The sequence below is a fragment of the Micromonospora sp. NPDC085948 genome, assembly GCF_040686315.1.
GTDB lineage: Bacteria > Actinomycetota > Actinomycetes > Mycobacteriales > Micromonosporaceae > Micromonospora.
In genome coordinates this window covers 335,419-354,179 of sequence record NZ_JBFBJW010000001.1, presented here as the reverse complement: position 1 = coordinate 354,179, position 18,761 = coordinate 335,419, and the positions used below count along the sequence as shown (strand labels likewise).

Here is an 18,761-nt window from a genome sequence, read left to right as displayed (position 1 = left end):
TTTCGTGTGGTCAATGTGATTGCCGTGGCGCAAGCGTCGGTGGCACTCGCGGGCACTCTTCCCGATCTGCCAGGTTTCGACTCCCGCTCCCGAGGTTAATGGGACGCTCTGAACGGGAGGACCACTGCCGAGGGAAGATCGCAGGGAGGTGACCCATGCGCGTCGGCCTCGTCTGCGCGCACGCCAGCTCATACCGCCACGCCGACGGCCCACCGGTCGGCACCAGGCAACACATCGCACGGGTCGCCGCCGAGTTGGCCGAGCGAGGCCACGACGTACGACTGTACGAGCGCCGGGACGACCCCGGCCTGCCGGCGACCGTCGACGTCGACGGCTACCAGGTGCTCCAGGTGCCCGCCGGCCCGCCCACCCCACTACCCACCGCGAAACTCATCCCGCACGTGACGGAGTTCGGCCGCTGGTTGGCCGACTCGTGGTCCGGCGCCTGGCGGCCCGAGGTGGTGCACGGGCACTACTGGGTCGGTGGCCTGGCCGCCGCACACGCGGTTCGGGAGACCGACATCCCGGTGGTGCAGACGTTCCACTCGCTCGGCGTCGAGCAGGCACGCCACCTGGGCGGCCACTACGACGGGCCGGGGGAGCGGATCACGCTGGAACGCGCCCTGACCCGGGCCGTCGACATCGCCGTCGCCCAGTCGAACGACGAGGTCGACGAGCTGACCCGGATGGGCCTGCAACGCAGTTCGGTCGCGTTGGTGCCGGCCGGGGTGGACATCGAGCTGTTCCAGCCCGACGGCGAGGCGGCGCCGCGCGAACAGCGGTCCCGCATCCTCTCGGTCGGCTCGCTGTCTCCGGGGCACGGCCAGGAGGACCTGATCCGGGCGATGCGACTGGTCGGTGACGCCGAGCTGGTGATCGCCGGTGGGCCGCCGGCCGACCAACTGGCCAACCATGCCGAGGCGCGGCGTCTGCGCGAACTGGCCGAGCAGGTCGGCGTCGTCGACCAGGTACGGCTCGTCGGAGCGGTGCCGCACGACCAGATGGCCACCTGGTACCGCTCGGCGGACGTGGTCGCCTGCACGCCGCACTACTCCTCCGCGGGGCGGGTCTCACTGGAGGCGATGGCCTGCGGCGTGCCGGTGATCGGTTACGCGATGGGCGGCCTGGCGGACGCCGTCGTCGACGAGGTCACCGGCCGCCTGGTGCCCCCCGGCGACGTGCGGGCGCTCGGCGTCTCTCTGCGCCGGCTGCTCGCCGACAACGCCGGCCGGTTCGCCTACGGGCACGCCGCGGTGGACCGGGTGCGCAGCAGCTACACCTGGGAGCGCACCGCGGGCGCGTTGGAGCGCCTCTACGAGCGGGTGGTGAGTCGCCGCAAGCCGGTCGAGGCCTGAAGAGGGCGCGTCGGGCGGCCCGGTGTCTCAGCCGGACCGCCCGACGACGACCATGGCCTGGTCGCGACGTCGTCCCACCGCGCGTTGCTGCTGCGGCTCGGCGTACCGGGTCAGCCCGATCACCGCGGCCAGGGTGACCAAGAAACCGGCCGCGGCCAGCCACTCCCGGCCGGGCCAGATCTTGTCGTTGAGCAGCAGCAGGCCGACGATCGCGGCCGGCACCGCACCGGCGGCGTCCATCGCGGCGACCGCGGCGGTCGTCGAACCGCGCTGCATGGCCAACCCCAGCAGCAACTGGCCGACGATCGAGTGGGCGATCAGCAGATAGAACAGCGGGTGGGAGAGGAACGCCTCGGCGGACGACGCGGACGCCAGGGGCCGGGCGGCGACCGCCGCCGAGCTGAACGCCAACCCGGCCAGCGAGCCGAGGGCCACCGAGCCGGGCGCCCCGCGCAGTCGGACGGCGAAGACGCCGAGCACCGCGATGACGCCGAGCGCCACCAGCAGGGCGATCGAGCCAGCGGTGCCGAGCTGCTTCGACGGGGCCGGCCGGGCGGACAGCACCAGCGCCGTGATCCCGGCGAAGAGCAGGACCAGCAGCACCACCTCCGCCACCGGCAGCCGCCACTTCAACACCAGCACGCCGAGGATGGCGGTCACCCCGAGCCCGGCCGCGACGCTCGCCTGCACCAGGAACAGCGGCAGGTCCCGGCGGGCCAGGAAGGCGAGCACGAACCCGCCGATCTGGCAGCCCAGTCCGATCAGGTACGTCCGGTGCCCGGCGAGACGCAGCAGCAGGCCCGGATCGAAGGTGTGGTGGACCGTGGTGCGGGCCGCGGCCACCGACTGGAGGAGGTTGGCGAAGCCGTACGCGACGATCATCGCCGCGAGAAAACACCAACCGGAGGAGACCACCTGGCGAGGATAGAGGTTGGCGGGGGTCAGCGCTCGGCTGGCCGATCGAGCCGGCTGAGGATGTCGGCGTGCAGCACCCCGTTGGTGGCCACCACGCTGCTGTCGGTGCCCGGCGCACCGGCCGGAGCCGGTCGACCGAACAGATCCGTGACCGTGCCACCCGCCTCGGTGATGATCGGCACCAGCGCCGCCACGTCCCACAGGGACAGCTCCGGTTCGACCATCACGTCCAGTGCGCCCTCGGCCAGCAGCATGTAGCCGTAGAAGTCGCCGTACGCCCGACTGCGCCACGTCGCCCGCATCAGGTCCAACATCGCGTCCAGCCGCCCGGCGCGCTCCCACCCGTCGAGCGACGAGTAGCAGAAGCTGGCATCCGCGATCCCGTGCACCGCGGACACCCCGATCCGCTCGCCGGCGGCGGCACCGGGACCGGCGTACGCGCCCGCGCCCGCGCTCGCCCACCAGCGCCGGCCCAGCGCCGGTGCGGACACCACGCCGACCGCCGGCCGGTCACCGTCGTAGAGCGCGATCAGGGAGGCCCAGACCGGCACCCCCCGGACGAAGTTCTTGGTGCCGTCGATCGGGTCGATGATCCACCGGCGGCCGTTCGGGTCGGCGGACGGCTGCGCGCCGTACTCCTCGCCGAGCAGCCCGTCGGTCGGCCGGTGCTCGGCCAGCAGGGCGCGGATCTCCCGCTCCACGGCGGTGTCCGCGTCCGAGACCGGAGTCAGGTCGGGCTTCGCCTCCACCCGCAGGTCGAGCGCGCGGAACCGGGCCATGGCGATGGCATCGGCCCGGTCGGCGAGCAGGTGGGCAAGGGCGAGGTCGTCGGCGTACCCGGTCATGCCGGCAACCTAGCCGACGCCCCTCGGCTCACTCGTCGGGCCCGCGCCGGTCACCCTCGCCGGGCCCGCGCTGGTCGCTCTCGCCGCGCGAGTCACCCTCACCGGCCCGGGAGGCGAGCAACCGGCGGTACGAGGCCAGCCGGCGCGGGTCGGCCTTGCCGGCGGCCACCCAGGCGTCCAGCCCGCAGGCAGCCTCGTCGGCCGTGTGCTGACAGTTGGGCGGACAGTCGACGGTGCCCTCGACCAGGTCCGGGAAGCCGTGCAGCAGGCTGTCGGCCGAGACGTGCGCCAGCCCGAAACTGCGGATCCCGGGGGTGTCGATGATCCAGCCGGGGTCGGTGTCGACGCCGGGCACCGGTGGCAACCGCAGCGCCACCGCGCTGGTGGAGGTGTGCCGGCCCCGGCCGATCGCGCTGACCACGCCGACCGCGCGCAGCGCGTCCGGGACGAGGCGGTTGACGAGTGTCGACTTGCCCACCCCGGAGTGCCCGACCAGCACCGACACCTTGCCACTGAGCAGCGCGCGGAGCGCGCCCAGGTCGGAGTCGGGACGGTTGAGCACGTACGGCAGCTCCAACTCGGTGTAGTAGCCGAGCACCTCCTCCGGCCCGGCCAGGTCGGCCTTGGTGAGGCAGAGCAGCGGCTCGACGTCCGCGTCGTACGCGGCCACCAGGCAGCGGTCGATGAACCCGGTGCGCGGCGGCGGGTCGGCAAGCGCGCTGACGATCACGAGCTGGTCGGCGTTGGCCACCACCACCCGTTCCAGCCGGCCCTCGGCGGTGGTCTCGTCGTCGTCGGCGGTGCGGCGCAGGACCGATCGGCGCTCGGCGATGCGGACGATCCGGGCGAGAGCGCCCTCCGCGCCGGAGGTGTCCCCGACCAGGCTGACCCGGTCGCCCACCACCACCGACTTGCGGCCCAGCTCCCGGGCGCGCATCGCGGTCACCGTGGGCAGCTCGGCCCCCACCACGCCGCGCTCGGCCCCGGCCAGCACGCACTGGTAGCGCCCCCGGTCGACGGCGATGACGAAGCCGTCGACCGCATCGTTGTGCTGGGGGCGGGTGCGCGTACGCGGGCGCGACGACTTTCCGGGCCGGACCCGTACGTCGTCCTCGTCGTACTCCCGCCGTTTGGTCGCCAGGACCTGTCCTCTTCTCGCGTCAGCTCTTGCCGGTCACCATCGCTGACCATAGTGCCGGGAACTCGGGCATGGTCTTGGAGGTACACCCCACGTCGTCCACCTCGATGCCGGGAACGGCCAGCCCGGCGACCGCGGCGGCGTGAGCCATGCGGTGGTCGTGGTAGGTGCGGAAGGTCCCCCCGCGCAGTGGACGGGGTCGGATCTCCAGCCCGTCCGGCGCTTCGGTGATGTCCGCCCCGAGGGCGGTGAACTCGGCCGCGAGCGCGCTCAGGCGGTCGGTCTCGTGGCCTCGGATGTGCCCGACGCCGGTGAGCACCGACGGCGAGTCGGCGAGCATGGCCAGCGCGGTCAGCACCGGGGTCAGCTCGCTGACGTCGGAGAGGTCGGCGGTCAGGCCGTGCACCACGCCGGTGCCCCGCACGGTCAGCCCGGCGGTGGAGAGGGTGACCTCGGCGCCCATCCGGTGCAGCAACGAGCGGAGTTGCTCGACCGGTTGGGCGCTGCTGTGCGGCCAGCCCTGCAGGGTCACCTCACCACCGGTGACCAGGGCGGCGGCGAAGAACGGCACCGCGCCGGAGAGGTCCGGTTCGATCTCCCAACCGCGCCCGGTGAGCGGGCCGGGCTCGACGGTCCACACGTCGGGGGTGCTGTCGTCGACGGCCGCGCCGGCGGCCCGCAGCATCCGCACGGTCATCCGCAGGTGTGGCGCGGAGGGCACTGGCGGGCCGACGTGGCGCACCACCACACCCCGGTCGAAGCGAGGGGCGGCCAGCAACAACGCGGAGACGAACTGGCTGGACACGGACGCGTCGATCACCACCTCGCCGCCGGTGACCCCACCGGTGCCGAAGACGGTCAGCGGCAGGCTGCCCGTGCCGGTGACGTCGATCCGGACACCCAGCGAGCGCAGTGCGCCGACCAGCGGGCCGAGCGGCCGGGTGCGAACGTAGGGGTCGCCGTCGAAGGTGACCGGCCCGTCGGCCAGCCCGGCCACCGGCGGCACGAACCGCATCACGGTGCCGGCCAGGCCCACGTCGACGTGGGCGGGGCCGCTCAGCGGGTGCGGCCGGACCAGCCAGCGCTCGTCGTCGCTGATCGACACGTGGGCGCCCATCGCGCGCAGGCCGGCGGCCATCAACTCGGTGTCGCGGGCTCGCAGCGGCTCGGCAAGCGTCGACGGTCCGGCGGCCAACGTGCTGAGCACCAGGGCGCGCGCGGTCATCGATTTGGACCCGGGCAGGCGCAGCGTCGCCGCCACCGGGTTGGACGCGGTCGGTGCGCTCCACGGCTGTGGCGGCCGGGTCGCGGTCAGATTCCCCACGGTCACATTCTGCCGCGTCGACCGCCCGATGGCGGGAGGCGGTGGTCGTACTCCCGGTTGGCGGGACAGCCGGCGGGGCGCTGACGCGTTAGCGTGTGGTCCATGTGCGGCAGGTACGCGACGACCAGGAGTTCCGGGGAGCTGAGCGCGCTGTTCGAGTCGTCCGACGACACCGACGGCCTGCTCCGACCGGATCACAACGTCGCGCCGACCGACCCGGTGCCGCTGGTCCGGGTCAGCCCCGAGGGGCACCGCAGCCTCTGCGTCGGTCGCTGGGGTCTGCTGCCGCACTGGTCCCGCTCTCCCGCGGGGGCGGCCCGCATGATCAACGCGCGGGCCGAGACGGTGGCCACCAGTCGGGCGTACGCCGGGTCGTTCGCCCGTCGCCGCTGCCTGATCCCGGCGGATGGCTGGTACGAGTGGGTCCGTCGGCCCGACGGTGGGCGACAGGCCTACTACCTGACGCCCGCCGACGGCTCCGTGCTCGCCCTGGCCGGCATCTGGTCGGTCTGGCAGTCCGAGGTCGAGACCCGGCTCACCTTCAGCGTGCTGACCACCGCGGCGCTCGGCGACCTGGCCGAGGTGCACGACCGGATGCCGGTGCTGCTGTCGCCCGAGCACTGGGCGTCGTGGTTGGCGCCGACCGACGAGCCGGAGCGGTTGCTGACCCCGGCGTCGGCCGAGTGGCTCGCCGGGTTGGAAATCCGGCCGGTCGGGGCGGCGGTGGGCGACGTCCGCAACGACGGGCCGCATTTGACCGCCCGGGTGCCGGTGGAGCCATCGGTGCGACCGCAGGAGCTGACCCTGTTCTGAGACCGACCGCCGCGCATCGTCAAGCGCCGATTTGCCAGGGTTGCGCGCGATTCGTCTCCTGGCCGTTCAGTCATGTTCCCGGCAGACCCTTGTCTCGGCGTTGTGAAGTGCGATAGAACACAGCGCCGGTAGTGGCTGTCGATTCGCACGGGGCGGACGACGTCCACCGATCTTGCCGGTCCCACGGGGGAGGTGGGTGGATGACACGGGCGCGTATGCCTCGCCCGCACGAGGTTGCTGCGGCGCGGCGAGATCCGCGACTGCTGAAGGCCGTGCGGGAACGGCGACAGGACGACGCGTGGCGCACCAGAGGCACATGCCAGAGCGTCGATCCGGAGACATTCTTTCCGGCACCGAACGAACCGGCGGACGCCGCCGTCGCACTGTGCCGCAGTTGCGACGTGCAGGGGTCCTGCCTGGCCTGGGCGCTGGACGTCGGTGACTGCCACGGCGTGTGGGGTGCCACGACACCCCGCGAGCGGCGGGCGATGCTTGTCGCCTGGCGTGGCGAGGTCGAGCCGGACCCGGACGCCGTCGACGACGCCGGCCCGCCGGTACGGGATCGGCTGCTCACTCTGGTCCCGTTGAGCTGATCGGTTCACCCGGCCCGCACCCGTCGCCGGTCCGGCGGCGCAGAATGGGTCGGTGCTGCCCAGCGACGAGATCGACACACCGCGCGGTTCGGCGCGGATCGACACCGACCTGCCGTCCCGCCCGGCCACCGCCCTGCTGGTGCTCGGGCACGGCGCGGGCGGCAGCGTCGATGCCCCCGACCTGCTCGCGGTCCGGGACGCGGCGGTCGGGGCCGGCTTGGTGGTGGCGCGGGTGACCCAGCCCTACCGGGTCGCCGGTCGACGTGCGCCGGCACCGGCAGGTCATCTCGACGAGGCCTGGACGGCGGTGCTCGCCGTGCTGCGGGAGCGGCACGCCGACGTGCCGACGATTCTGGTCGGTGGCCGTTCCAGTGGCGCTCGGGTGGCCTGCCGCACGGCCCGTGCGGTGGGTGCGGCCGGTGTGGTCGCGTTGGCCTTTCCGCTGCACCCACCCGGGCGGCCGGAGCGCTCGCGGGCCGCTGAACTGGACACCGGCCTGCCGACGCTTGTCGTCAACGGTGACCGGGACCCGTTCGGGACACCGGAGCCGGGGCCGACCGTGCAGGTGGTGAGTCGTCCCGGGGAGACGCACGACCTGCGACGGGATCCGGCCGGCACCGCTGACCTCGTCCGGGTCTGGTTGCACGCCCAGGGCTGGGCGCCCACCTGATCCCGGCTCGCCCGCGCGACCGTTTCCGGTGCCGGGCGCGGGTCGTTGCATCCGATGGTGCCGCCGGCCCGATCCGGACCGGTGACACCAGTCCTCCCAGGCCCTTCCTGGTCCCAGCGCCGGCCGCCGTCGGGGCCGGGACCAGGAACGGGAGGCCAGCCGGAATGCCCCAGTGGTCATCTCGCGTTACTAACCCCGGAAGACTTTTCTGCGAGGGGGGTGACCGGTGCCGACCGAGACACGAAGCCTGGAACGGGACGAGCGGGACGCCCGGCAGCTGAAGCGGCTGCTGGATGGCCCGGAGTGGCCCGCGACGGCGGGACCGGGCGGGGCGGGTGCGGTGAGCACAGGCACACCGGCGGGAAGTGAATCTGCGGGCAGGTCCGTGCGCGTATCCTCGGCGGGAAAGCATCCGACGCGAGGGGATGTGCGGTTGACCACCGAGAAGACGGACGAGCGCAGGGCCCGGTTCGAGCGGGACGCGATGCCATTCGTCGATCAGCTCTACGCTGCTGGGCTGCGGATGACACGCAACCCGGCGGATGCCGAAGACCTGGTCCAGGAGACGTACCTGAAGGCGTACGCGGCCTTCCACCAGTTCGAGCAGGGCACGAACCTGAAGGCCTGGCTCTACCGGATCCTGACCAACACCTACATCAACTCCTACCGCAAGCGGCAGCGCCAGCCGATCCAGGCGCCCACCGAGGAGATCACCGACTGGCAGCTCGCCGAGGCCGAGTCGCACACCTCCAGTGGGTTGCGCTCCGCCGAGACCGAGGCACTGGACCGGCTGCCGGACAGCGACGTCAAGGAGGCCCTCCAGCAGTTGCCGGAGGAGTTCCGCCTGGCTGTCTACCTCACCGATGTCGAGGGCTTCTCCTACAAGGAGGTCGCCGACATCATGGGTACGCCGATCGGCACGGTGATGTCGCGTCTGCACCGGGGCCGTCGTAATCTGCGCAAGTTGCTTGAGCGCTACGCCGGGGAGCGGGGCTTCAGTGCGGCCCGCTCGTCCAAGGGCTCGACCGCTGCCGCCGGCCGGGAGGTGTGACGTGAGCTGTGGGGAGCCGCACGAGACGGATTGCCGTGAGGTGCTCGCGGAGGTCTACCTCTACCTGGATCTGGAGTGCGCCGACGAGCGGCGCTCGCTGATCCGGCACCACCTGGACGAGTGCGGGCCGTGCCTGCGTGAGTACGGGCTCGAGCAGGAGGTACGGGCGTTGGTGGCTCGGTGCTGCGGCAACGAGACCGCCCCGGACGAGCTGCGTGAGCGGCTGCGGGTCAAGCTCACCGAGCTGGTGGTCTTCGAGACCAGTGATTCGCGCGAGTTGGCCGACTGAGCGTCGGCAGAGCACAGCGTAAGACCGGTGGCCCGGGTCGTTGTCGACCCGGGCCACCGGTGTACCCGGCGTCGGCCGGGTCGAGCTGAGCGGTGACGGGCCGCCGGCCCGTCGACCCGTTCAGGAGTTGGGACGCTTGCCGTGGTTCGCGGCGCTCTTCTTACGAGCCTTCTTCTTGCGGGACTTCTTCGCCATGCTGACCTCCTCGTGATGGGGGCGGATCCGTGCTGCCCACGACCTCGGCGTCGGTGCACCCACCGACGGCCCGGCATCGGGTCCGACCCGCTGATGGTAGTGCGGTCGACACCTGCCGCCTTTCCCCGGGGCGGGTGCGTCATCCCGGCCGTGCCGCTGCGCGCCCACCGGCGGACGTCGCATGATTGGATACGTCGGCAGGCACATCGCGAAAAGGGAGGGCCCGGACATGGCCGAGGAGATCCGCGCCGAGATGGTGGCGAACGTCTGGAAGGTCGTCGCCTCGGCAGGTGACACCGTGGCCGAGGGCGACACCCTGGTGATCCTCGAGTCGATGAAGATGGAGATCCCCGTCCTCGCCGAGTCCGACGGTGTGCTCGAGCAGCTGGCGGTGCACGAGGGTGACGTCGTACAGGACGGTGACCTGATCGCGGTGATTGCTTGAGCGGGCTGCGGGTCCGTTCGGCCGAGCCGGCCGACTTTCCGGCGGTGGCCCGGTTGACCGTGGCCGCGTACGAGGCGGACGGCCAGCTCAAGGGCGAACACGGGTACGGCGAGGTGCTGGCCGACGTGTCGACCCGGGCCGTCAGCGGTGAGGTGCTGGTCGCGGTCGACGAGGTGACCGAGGCGGTGCTCGGGTCGGTGACCTTCGTGCTGCCGGGCACCCCGTTCGCCGAGCTGTCCGGGCCGGGCGAGGCGGAGTTCCGGATGCTCGCGGTCGACCCGGGCGCTCAGGGTCGGGGTGTCGGCGCGGCACTCGCGCAGGCGTGCGTGGCACGCGCCGTCGAGTTGGGTTGCACGGCGGTGGTGATCTGCGTCCGGGCCGGAATGGCCGATTCGGCGCACCGGCTCTACTCGCGGCTCGGGTTCGTCCGGGCACCGGAGAAGGACTGGGCTCCGGCGGTGGGCGTCGACCTGCTCGGTCTGCGGCTGGTCCTGACACGCGGCTGAGCCGCCCGACCGGTCAGCCCTGGCCGGCGGCGGGTCCGTCGTGGTCGCTCGCGTCGGGGTCGGTGCCGATGGCGGCGAGCAACTCGTCGGCCACCTCCAGGGCGAGCTTGCGGCGTTCGTCGTCGCTGATGTGCGGTGCGCGGACCGCGAACCAGCTCGTGTGCACCGCGAAGATCGACAGCGCGGCGCGCAGTTGGGCGGCGGGGGACTCGTCGCCCCGGCACAGCGCGTCGGCCAGGTCCAACATCCGACCGCGCATCTGTTGGCCGGCGGAGAGACTCTTCAGCGCGGTCTGGTTCTGCTCGAAGAAACGCATCACCGACGGCTGCGCGCCGTCGAACATCGTGTCCGCGTACCGGGAGATCAGCTCGCGGCGGGTGGCCAGCGTGGCGGGCTGCGTCGCGGCCCAGGCGTTCAGCTCGTCCATCCGGTCCAGCCGGTCCTCGACGAAGCTGGCGACGATGTCGTCCTTGCTCTTGAAGTGGTAGTAGAGCGCGGCCTTGGTGACGTTGAGACGCTCGGCGATCTCCCGCAGCGAGGTCTTCTCGTACCCCTGCTCGGTGAAGAGTTCGAGCGCGACGGCCTTGATCCGCTCCCGCGTCCCGCCTGTGCTCTCCCTCACTCACGCACTCCTAATCGCTTGACCGTGGCTTCCTACCCAACTTACCGTGCGGCTAGTAAGGTGACTAGCCGGGCGGCAAGTAAGTACGACATTCCTCGGGGGGAGCTTACCTATGACTCAAGCAACACAGACCGGCGTACGACCCAACAACATCCGGGTCGTGCTGTTCGGGCTGATGATCGCGATGATGCTCGCGATGCTCGACAACATGATCGTCAGCACCGCGTTACCGCGGATCGTCGGCGAGTTCGGCGGCCTCAACCACTTCACCTGGGTGGTTACCGCGTACGTCCTGGGCACCACCGTGTCCACCCCGATCTGGGGCAAGCTCGGTGACCTCTACGGCCGCAAGTCGGTCTTCCTGACCTCGGTCATCATGTTCCTCGTCGGCTCCGCCCTCTGCGGCATGGCCGGCTCCGGGATGCTCGGCGGCCCGGAGGACGGCATGGTCCAGCTCATCGCCTTCCGTGCCGTGCAGGGCCTCGGCGCCGGTGGGCTCATGGTCGGCGTGATGGCGATCATCGGTGACCTGGTCCCGCCCCGCGAGCGTGGGCGCTACCAGGGCATGATCGCCGGCATCATGGCCATCGCCATGGTCGCCGGTCCGCTGGCCGGTGGCTTCATCACCGACCACCTCTCCTGGCGGTGGGCGTTCTACGTGAACCTGCCGCTGGGCGGGATCGCGCTGCTCGTGCTGATCACCACGATGCACCTGCCGAAGTACCGCACCGAGCACCGGATCGACTGGCTCGGCGCCGGGCTGCTCTCGGTCGGCATCACCGCAATCGTGCTCATCACCACCTGGGGCGGCAACGAGTACGACTGGACGTCGCCGCAGATCCTCGGCCTGGCCGTACTGGCCGTTGTCGCGTTGGCGGCGTTCGGCCTGGTGGAGCGCCGGGTCCAGGAGCCCATCCTGCCGTTGGCGCTCTTCGCGAACCGTAACTTCGCGCTGATCTCGGTGATCGGCTTCCTGCTCGGCTTCGCGATGTTCGGCGCGATGAACTTCCTGCCGCTCTACCAGCAGACCGTGCAGGGGGCGTCGGCGACCAACAGCGGTCTGCTGCTGCTGCCCCTGATGTTCGGCATGCTCGTGGTCTCGCTTGTCATCGGCCGGGCGATCACCCGTAACGGCAGGTACCGGGCGTACCCGATCATCGGTGGCGTCGCGATGACCGCGGGCATGGGGCTGCTGTCCATGCTCGACACCAACACCAGCAAGCTGATGTCGTCGCTGTACATGGTCGTGCTCGGCGTCGGCATGGGCTTCCTGATGCAGACGACGATGCTGATCGCGCAGAACAGCGTCGAGCAGAAGGATCTCGGCGCGGCCAGTGGCGCGGCGACGTTCTTCCGGTCGATCGGCGGCTCGTTCGGCATCTCGCTCTTCGGCGCGATCTTCGCCAACCGGCTGGCCAGCTCCGAGGGCGGTCGAGCCTTCGGCGGCGAGTCCGGTGGTGCCGGGATGGACCTGGAGAAGCTCAAGGACCTGCCCGCCCAGGCGCGTGAGCTGGTGCTCGGTGGTCTCTCCGACGCGATCTCGCACGTGTTCCTCTGGGCGGTGGTGTTCACCATCGCGATCCCGGTGCTCGCCTGGTTCATCAAGGAGATCCCGCTGCGCACCGCCAACGAGGCGCCGCCGCAGGCCACTCCGGAGGAGGAGGCCGAGGTCGCCCTCGGCAAGGCAGCCCCGGTCGCCTGACCCACACCGTTCCCCCGCGCCGCGCCGCGTCAGCCCATCCGGGCCGGCGCGGCGCGCTGCTGTGCCCCGCGGGCAGGGTCAGGATCGGCGGGTCAGGCGTTGCCAGAGGCGACGGAGGGGGTTGCGGGGGCGGGGGAGTCGGGAGGACCGCGTGTCGAGCAGTTCCGTGGCCAGCGCCGCGGCGGCCTTGTCCAGTTCCGGGACGGCGAGCGCCAGGTGGGCCAGCGAGACGGCGATCGGGACCGGCCGGACCCGAGCGACGGCGGCCGCGTCGGCGAGCCGTTCCGCCACCACCCGCGCCACGTCCGACCGTACCGAGGGATCCACCCAGGCGGCCGTGACCAGGGCGAACAGCGCCGCCTCGGTGACCCAGTCCTCGACGTCCCAGATCAGGTCGAGCAGCACCCGGCGCCGGGTCGAGCTCTCCCATGGCTCGTCGGTGCGGTGGTGCAGCAGCCCCAGGCACGCCCACACCTGCACCCCACGGACCCAGATCGACGGGTCGTGCGCGGCCAGCAGGCGACCCACCGCGTTGGCCGGTGCCGCTGGTGGGTGCACCAGCAGGCCGAGCAGGTCCGCCAGGTCGAGGCCGGCGAGGCCCACCGCCGCGTCGTACGCCGCCGGTGGGTGCGGCCACGCCGGGTGGGCGAGCTGACCGATCCGTTCGACAGCCGTCGCCGAGGGCGCCGGCAGGGCGGGCATGGGGACGTTGTCCGCGTAGTGCCACAACCGTTGGGCCGACGCCCGCCGGGGCTCGCGCGGGTCCGGCTCCAACGAGCCGACGACGTCGATCCGCAGCCCGGGGGCGGTGGACGTCGCCGTCCGGACGGCGCTCGGCGGGGCTGCGGCGGGCAGTCGTACGGCGCTGCCGGAACCGTTGTCGTCATCGGCCACCGCCTGGCGCAGCGCGTCGACGAGTGGGCCGCCGGCCGGGGTCAGCTGGCCGAGCCAGGGGCGGCCCCGGCAGCACTGGGCCAGGTCACCATGCTCGTGGCTGTCATTGGGGTGGTCGCGGACGAAGTCGGCGAGCGCGACCAGGTGGGCCAGGTCGCCGTCGCGCAGGTGCCGTAGCCGGTGGGCGGTGTGCACCGCGCAGTCGAAGGACGGGTCGCGCGCCAGCGCCCGCTCGGTCCACTCCAGCGCCTCGTCCAGTCGGCCGATCTCGGCCAGGGTGCCGGCGATGTCCGCGTAGATCGCCAGGTCGTCGGGGTCCAGCTCGACGGCCCGACCGAGGGCGGCGAGGCCCTCGCGGGTCCGGCCCGCGCTGCGGTACGCGTACCCGAGCCAGACCTCGCCCATCTTCGAGGGCTGTGTGCGTACCCCTCGGGTGGCCCAGCGCACCGCGAGCGCGGCCTCGCCGAGGCGCCGGGCCAGCGCGGACGCCGCGCCCAGCAGCAGACCGTGGTCGGGGTGGACGGTGGCGGCGTTGCGGGCCAGTGTGAGGTACGGCGCGAGGGCGCCCCGGTCGACCCGCGGCACCGGGTCCGGCAGCGCGGCGCAGACCTGCATGAGGATCCGGGCGATGTGTTCCGGGTCCAGCCGTTCGGCCAGTTCGGGCGCGGTGACCCAGGGAACGCCGGCCCACTCGGTGCCGGGCGCGTACGCGGTCGCCGCGGCCAGCAACTCCAGTCCCTCGGCGGGACGGCCGGCGGTGGCGAGCAGATGGGCGCGGGCGACGACCGCGCCCACGAAGGTGTGGTGGTTGATCGGAAAGAGGCCGAGGCCACCGCCGCTGGCCGCGGCGAGCCGGGCCAGCGTCTCGTGCACCTCCGGGAGCGTGGGGGCCTGCGCCAGCGCGCCGGCGAGGTGGCCGGCGGCGTGGTGCAGGTCGCCCTCGTCGAGTGCCAGCCGGGCCAGAGCCAGCTCCTCCGTCGGGGAGAGCGCGGGGTCGTCCGTTCCGTCGGGCACGTCGTCCTCTCGTCGCTGGGGCTGGGCCGGGTGCAACCACCAGCTTAGTTGATATTGAGATCAACTGGTGATCACCTGCGCAGTCCTGCTCGTTCGATTGCTGAGCTACGGTTAAAAGTGCAAGACTGAGCAAGAATCGCGCGGCAATCGCGCAGGGGAGGGGTTTCCGTGACACGTGCAGGCTCCGGCATGGCCGCCGACATCGACGAGCAGCCGGCTGGCTACGCCCGCCTGCTCTCGGCCGCCAACGCCGCCGAGATCGCGCGGGTGGCGGCGGTCGTCGCCGAACGTCGCCCACGGCACGTGGTCTTCACCGCCCGGGGCACCTCCGACCACGCGGCCCTCTACGGGGCGTACCTGACCGAGATCCGGCTCGGCCTGCCTGCCGGGCTCGCCTCGCCAAGCGTCGTCACCCTGTACGGGGCACGCCCCGACCTGTCCGACGCGCTTGTCGTGGGGGTCAGCCAGAGCGGCGGCTCGCCCGACCTGGCCGAGGTGCTGCGCGCCGCCCGCGCCTCCGGGGCGCTGACCCTCGCGGTGACAAACGCCCCCGACTCGCCGCTCGTCGACGTGGCCGAGCTGAGCGTCGACATCGCCGCCGGGCACGAGCGGGCGGTCGCCGCCACCAAGACGTACACCGCCGAGCTGCTCGCCCTGCTGATGCTCGTGGAGGGGATCCGGGCCGGCGACGGCGTGCTCCCGGCGGCCGAACGGGAGGCGCTCGACGCGCTGCCCGAGCTGGCCGCCCGCACCCTGGCCGACGGCACCCCGGCCCAGCTCGCCCCGCGCTACCGGTTCGCCCGCCAGTTGGTCACCACCGGCCGGGGGTACGCCTACCCGACCGCCCGGGAGGCCGCGCTGAAGCTGATGGAGACCTCGTACCTGCCGGCGCTCGCCTTCTCCGGCGCCGACCTGCTGCACGGCCCACTCGCGATGACCGACCCGGAGGTCCCGGTGCTCGCCGTGGTCGGCTCCGGCCCCGGTGGCCGCTCGATGGGCGAGGTGCTGCCCCGCCTCGGCGAACGCCGTGCCGACGTCGTGGTGGTCGGCTCCGCCGACGTGCCGGGCGCCACCCGGCTGGCCGTCCCCGAGGTCGACGAGCGGTACGCCCCGCTGTTGGACATCCTGCCGTTGCAGCGGTTGGCGCTGGCCCTGGCGCTCACCCGGGGCGAGGATCCGGACGCGCCGCGTGGGTTGAAGAAGGTCACCGCGACGATGTGAGGCGTGGCGTGGCACCCTGGTCACCGTGTCCACGCTGCGCGACCTCGCCGAGGAGCACACCCATCTCCGTCCGGCCGACATCGACCACCTGCACCGCATCGCCGGCGACTGGCAACTGCTCTCCGATCTCTCCTTCGCTGACCTGCTGCTCTGGGTGCCGGTTGACGCCGACGGCACGTTCCTGTGCGTCGCCCAGGTCCGCCCGACCACCGCACCCACCGCGTACCAGGACGACCAGGTGGGGCGGATCGTCGGCGGGCCGGAGGTCGCCCACCTGGGGGTGGCGTACTCCCAGGGCCGGATCTGGCGCGAGGGCGACCCGGTCTGGTACGGCGACGTGCCGGCCCGGCACGAGGCGATCCCGGTCCGGCTGCGCACCGCCGAGGGGGAGGCCGGCGAGGTGATCGCCGTGGTGGGGCGGGACACCAACCTCTCCACCGCGCGCACCCCGAGCCAACTGGAACTCAACTACCTGACCACGGCCGACGACCTGGCGCAGATGATCGCGGACGGCACCTTCCCGCCACCGCGGCACCCGGGCGAGACCACCTCCGCGCCCCGGGTCGGTGACGGCCTGGTCCGGCTCGACGCCGGCGGCAAGGTCACCTACGCCAGCCCGAACGCGCAGTCCGCGTACCGGCGGCTGGGCTACGCCTCGCACCTGGTGGGCGAGGACCTGGCCGCGCTGCACCGCCGGCTCGCCGGCGACCCGCTGGACGGCACCGAGGCGGCGAACGGCATCCTGGCCGCCCTGCGCGGCGAGGCGCCACCGCGCCGGGAGATCGACGCCCGCGGCGCCACGATGCTCACCCGGGCGCTGCCGCTGATGCCCGCCGGGGTGCCGATCGGCGCGCTCGTGCTGGTGCGGGACATCACCGAGGTTCGCCGCCGGGATCGGGCACTGATCACCAAGGACGCCACGATCCGGGAGATCCACCACCGGGTGAAGAACAACCTCCAGACCGTCGCCGCGCTGCTGCGATTGCAGGCCCGCCGGGTGTCCATGCCGGAGGCGCGCGTCGCGCTGGAGGAATCGGTCCGCCGGGTCGCCTCGATCGCCCTGGTGCACGAGACGCTCTCCATGTCCAGCGACGAGGCGGTCGAGTTCGACGGCATCGTCGACCGGGTGGCCAGCGCGGCGACCGAGGTCGCGGCGACCGAGGTGAGCGTCGGCATGCGGCGACGGGGCAGCTTCGGCGTGCTGCCGGCGGAGATCGCCACGTCGCTGGTGATGGTCCTCAACGAGTTGCTGCTCAACGCCGTCGAGCACGGCTTCCCGCCGGCCGACGAGGCGGACGAGCCCCGCGCGCCTGCCGCCTCGGGCATGGTGCCGGTCGCTGCTCCCGAGGTCGACCCGTCGCTGCGACCCGAGGTGGTGGTCTCGGCGCACCGGTTCCGCAAGATGCTGCACGTCTCGGTGACCGACAACGGGCGCGGGTTGCCGCCGGACTTCGACGCGGAGCGAGCCAGCCGGCTCGGCCTCCAGATCGTCCGTGCCCTGGTCACCGGGGAGCTGCGCGGCACCATCGAACTGCGGGCCGGTGCCACCGGCGGCACCGAGGCCGTGCTCGTCGTCCCACTGGCCCGCAACGCCCCCGACGGCCGCTCACAGGCCTGACCGCCGCGCCGGGACAGCCGTGGGTGTCAGCGGATCAGCGGGCGGGGCGGCTGGTCAGTAGGGCTACGGTCAGGCCGGGGCGCGGCCAGACCTGGGCGACGGTGAAGTCCGCGCGTAGCGCGTCACCCTTGGCGCCGGTCACGGCGGCCAGCGGCTCGGCGTGCCGACCGGAGAGCACCAGCCACACCCGTGTCGTACCGGCCAGGCACTGCTCCGGTCGGGGGCACTCGGCCGCCCACAGGTCCCCCCGGCGGACCTCGTCCTCGGTGACCAGGATGTCCCGCGGAGGGTCGTCGAGGTGGTACTCGATGCCGAGGTCGAGGAAGAGCCAGCTCTGCCGGGGCGAGTAGACGATCGCGTCGCCCGGCCGCTGACCGTCGGCGATCACGCGCGCCGCGCCCGCGTAGTCCACCGGCGCGCTGCGCGGCCACTCGTGGGTGCGCCGCAACGCCGCCTGGTCGGGAAGGCCGAGCAACCCGGCCAGGACCACCACGGCGAGCGCGGCGGGCACCGCCACCGCGGCCATCGCCGCGCCGGCCAGCAGGCAGGCGAAGGGCACCACGAAGACCAGGTACCGGGGCACCCACAGCGGTACGACCTCACCGGCGGCGAAGAGCAGCAGCACGGGCAGCAGCACCGCGCTCACCGGCAGCAGGGCGCGACGCCCGAGGCGGGCCGCGCCCAACGCGGCGACCCCGACCAGCAGTCCACCCACCACGCTGCTCTGCGCCACCCCGCCGGGCAGAGCGGTCAGGTCGTCCAGGCGGACCAGGTGGACCCAGTTGAGCTGCCGGGACCGCTGGGCGCGGGCCTTGAGCAGCAGGGGGGCGACGAGCAGCGCGGCCGGCACCACGGAGACCACCCAGCGCCACACCCGCCGGTCCCGCGCAGCGTCGTGCTCGTCCCGGCTGCCGACGCCGGCCGTGGCCGGGCCGCGCCACCAGGCGAGCAGGACGACCAGGCCGTGCGCGGCGAGCAGGGTGAGCGCGATCAGGTGGATGAGCCCGAGGGCGGCGACGGCGGCGGCGTATCCGGCCCAGCGGGTCCAGCTCGGTCGGCGCAGTGCGGGCACCAGCAGCAGGGTGGCGAGCACCGCGAGCATGGTGGCCAACGCGTACGGGCGGGCCTCCTGCCCGTAGCGGGACGTGCCGGGGAGGACCGCGAACAGCAGCCCGGCGAACAGGCCGGTGCGCCGGTCGACCAGCCGCGCGCCGAGCACGGCGAGCAGCCCGGCCGCCACGGCCATCGCCAGCACGGCCGGCACGCGCAGGGCGACCGTGGAGTCGCCGACGATCGCGGTCCAGCCGTGCATCAGCAGGTAGTACGGCCCGGTGGCGGCGTCGATGGTGCCGGCCAGCCGGGCCAGGTCCTCGGGCGACCGGCTGGCCGCGCTCCAGGTCGCCAGTTCGTCGCGCCAGAGCTGGGCGGAACCCAGCCCGGTCAGGGTCACCGCCAGGGTCAGCAGTGCCGGGGCGAGCCAGACCGGTACGCGGCGCAGGTGGTCCCACGCCGCGCCGGTCGACTCGGACAATCTGCCCACGGTCCGAGCCT

The 18,761-nt window shown here is 72.8% G+C and carries 17 protein-coding genes and 1 pseudogene; 11 read left to right on the top strand and 7 right to left on the bottom strand.

Annotated features, from left to right (window positions below; translation table 11 throughout):
• Positions 1-155 precede the first annotated feature (155 nt).
• Complete coding sequence (locus AB0O48_RS01715) at positions 156-1,355, top strand: glycosyltransferase (protein ID WP_357246690.1); 1,200 nt, start codon at positions 156-158, stop codon at positions 1,353-1,355.
• A gap of 27 nt (positions 1,356-1,382) precedes the next feature.
• Here AB0O48_RS01715 and AB0O48_RS01710 read toward each other — a convergent pair whose 3' ends face one another.
• From AB0O48_RS01710 to aroA, 4 genes are all read right to left on the bottom strand, one after another.
• A complete protein-coding gene (locus AB0O48_RS01710; RefSeq protein ID WP_365062358.1) occupies positions 1,383-2,270 on the bottom strand; it encodes a hypothetical protein in 888 nt (295 codons plus the stop codon).
• Positions 2,271-2,296: 26 nt separating this feature from the next.
• Entirely contained in the window at positions 2,297-3,115 is an 819-nt protein-coding gene (gene hisN, locus AB0O48_RS01705; protein WP_365062356.1) for a histidinol-phosphatase, read from the bottom strand.
• A gap of 28 nt (positions 3,116-3,143) precedes the next feature.
• A complete protein-coding gene (gene rsgA / locus AB0O48_RS01700) occupies positions 3,144-4,139 on the bottom strand; it encodes a ribosome small subunit-dependent GTPase A (RefSeq protein ID WP_365063237.1) in 996 nt (331 codons plus the stop codon).
• Between the two features lie 136 nt (positions 4,140-4,275).
• The gene (gene aroA / locus AB0O48_RS01695; protein WP_357246678.1) at positions 4,276-5,577 is read right to left on the bottom strand and encodes a 3-phosphoshikimate 1-carboxyvinyltransferase; all 1,302 of its coding nucleotides are present in this window, start codon (positions 5,575-5,577) and stop codon (positions 4,276-4,278) included.
• A 102-nt stretch (positions 5,578-5,679) separates the two neighbouring features.
• Here aroA and AB0O48_RS01690 point away from each other — a divergent pair, with 102 nt between their 5' ends.
• The 7 genes from AB0O48_RS01690 (at position 5,680) to AB0O48_RS01660 (ending at position 10,139) form a co-directional block, all read left to right on the top strand.
• The gene (locus tag AB0O48_RS01690; RefSeq protein ID WP_365062353.1) at positions 5,680-6,390 is read left to right on the top strand and encodes an SOS response-associated peptidase; all 711 of its coding nucleotides are present in this window, start codon (positions 5,680-5,682) and stop codon (positions 6,388-6,390) included.
• A gap of 200 nt (positions 6,391-6,590) precedes the next feature.
• Entirely contained in the window at positions 6,591-6,983 is a 393-nt protein-coding gene (locus AB0O48_RS01685; RefSeq protein WP_357377506.1) for a WhiB family transcriptional regulator, read from the top strand.
• Positions 6,984-7,035: 52 nt separating this feature from the next.
• A complete protein-coding gene (locus AB0O48_RS01680; RefSeq protein WP_357246670.1) occupies positions 7,036-7,653 on the top strand; it encodes an alpha/beta family hydrolase in 618 nt (205 codons plus the stop codon).
• A 226-nt stretch (positions 7,654-7,879) separates the two neighbouring features.
• Positions 7,880-8,704 carry a sigma-70 family RNA polymerase sigma factor gene (locus AB0O48_RS01675; protein WP_357246667.1) on the top strand — a complete coding sequence of 275 codons (825 nt, stop codon included), beginning with the start codon at positions 7,880-7,882 and terminating at the stop codon, positions 8,702-8,704.
• 1 nt (position 8,705) lies between these two features.
• Positions 8,706-8,993, top strand: a complete 288-nt coding sequence (rsrA, locus tag AB0O48_RS01670) for a mycothiol system anti-sigma-R factor (RefSeq protein ID WP_030336658.1) — start codon at positions 8,706-8,708, stop codon at positions 8,991-8,993.
• Between the two features lie 424 nt (positions 8,994-9,417).
• Positions 9,418-9,633: a biotin/lipoyl-binding carrier protein gene (locus tag AB0O48_RS01665; RefSeq protein WP_357246664.1), complete on the top strand. Its 216-nt coding sequence runs from the start codon at positions 9,418-9,420 to the stop codon at positions 9,631-9,633.
• Positions 9,630-10,139 (top strand): GNAT family N-acetyltransferase, encoded by a 510-nt coding sequence (locus AB0O48_RS01660; protein WP_357246661.1) that lies wholly within the window; start codon positions 9,630-9,632, stop codon positions 10,137-10,139. The genes AB0O48_RS01665 and AB0O48_RS01660 overlap by 4 nt, the downstream gene beginning before the upstream one ends.
• On the opposite strand, the pseudogene AB0O48_RS01655 reads toward AB0O48_RS01660, so the two are convergent.
• Positions 10,072-10,761, bottom strand: a pseudogene (locus AB0O48_RS01655) (TetR/AcrR family transcriptional regulator); the annotation flags it as partial. The gene AB0O48_RS01660 and the pseudogene AB0O48_RS01655 sit on opposite strands and share 68 nt — an antisense overlap.
• Before the next feature lie 112 nt (positions 10,762-10,873).
• Here AB0O48_RS01655 and AB0O48_RS01650 point away from each other — a divergent pair.
• Positions 10,874-12,463 carry an MDR family MFS transporter gene (locus AB0O48_RS01650; protein WP_357246658.1) on the top strand — a complete coding sequence of 530 codons (1,590 nt, stop codon included), beginning with the start codon at positions 10,874-10,876 and terminating at the stop codon, positions 12,461-12,463.
• A 78-nt stretch (positions 12,464-12,541) separates the two neighbouring features.
• Here the strand turns inward: AB0O48_RS01650 and AB0O48_RS01645 are convergent, their stop codons facing one another.
• A complete protein-coding gene (locus AB0O48_RS01645; protein ID WP_357246655.1) occupies positions 12,542-14,371 on the bottom strand; it encodes a tetratricopeptide repeat protein in 1,830 nt (609 codons plus the stop codon).
• A gap of 189 nt (positions 14,372-14,560) precedes the next feature.
• On the opposite strand from AB0O48_RS01645, the gene AB0O48_RS01640 reads away from it, so the two are divergent.
• Positions 14,561-15,592 carry an SIS domain-containing protein gene (locus AB0O48_RS01640; protein WP_357247166.1) on the top strand — a complete coding sequence of 344 codons (1,032 nt, stop codon included), beginning with the start codon at positions 14,561-14,563 and terminating at the stop codon, positions 15,590-15,592.
• Between the two features lie 25 nt (positions 15,593-15,617).
• Complete coding sequence (locus AB0O48_RS01635; protein WP_357246653.1) at positions 15,618-17,210, top strand: histidine kinase N-terminal domain-containing protein; 1,593 nt, start codon at positions 15,618-15,620, stop codon at positions 17,208-17,210.
• Positions 17,211-17,244: 34 nt separating this feature from the next.
• On the opposite strand, the gene AB0O48_RS01630 is transcribed toward AB0O48_RS01635, so the two are convergent.
• Positions 17,245-18,750 (bottom strand): glycosyltransferase family 39 protein, encoded by a 1,506-nt coding sequence (locus AB0O48_RS01630; RefSeq protein ID WP_357246651.1) that lies wholly within the window; start codon positions 18,748-18,750, stop codon positions 17,245-17,247.
• Positions 18,751-18,761 lie beyond the last annotated feature (11 nt).

What these genes read in the sequence shown, in the direction of transcription:
- AB0O48_RS01715 (WP_357246690.1), top strand. Translation starts at nt 156, where the DNA reads ATGCGCGTCGGCCTCGTCTGCGCGCACGCCAGCTCATACCGCCACGCC.
- hisN (WP_365062356.1), bottom strand. Translation starts at nt 3,115, where the DNA reads ATGACCGGGTACGCCGACGACCTCGCCCTTGCCCACCTGCTCGCCGAC.
- AB0O48_RS01690 (WP_365062353.1), top strand. Translation starts at nt 5,680, where the DNA reads ATGTGCGGCAGGTACGCGACGACCAGGAGTTCCGGGGAGCTGAGCGCG.
- AB0O48_RS01685 (WP_357377506.1), top strand. Translation starts at nt 6,591, where the DNA reads ATGACACGGGCGCGTATGCCTCGCCCGCACGAGGTTGCTGCGGCGCGG.
- AB0O48_RS01665 (WP_357246664.1), top strand. Translation starts at nt 9,418, where the DNA reads ATGGCCGAGGAGATCCGCGCCGAGATGGTGGCGAACGTCTGGAAGGTC.
- AB0O48_RS01650 (WP_357246658.1), top strand. Translation starts at nt 10,874, where the DNA reads ATGACTCAAGCAACACAGACCGGCGTACGACCCAACAACATCCGGGTC.
- AB0O48_RS01640 (WP_357247166.1), top strand. Translation starts at nt 14,561, where the DNA reads ATGGCCGCCGACATCGACGAGCAGCCGGCTGGCTACGCCCGCCTGCTC.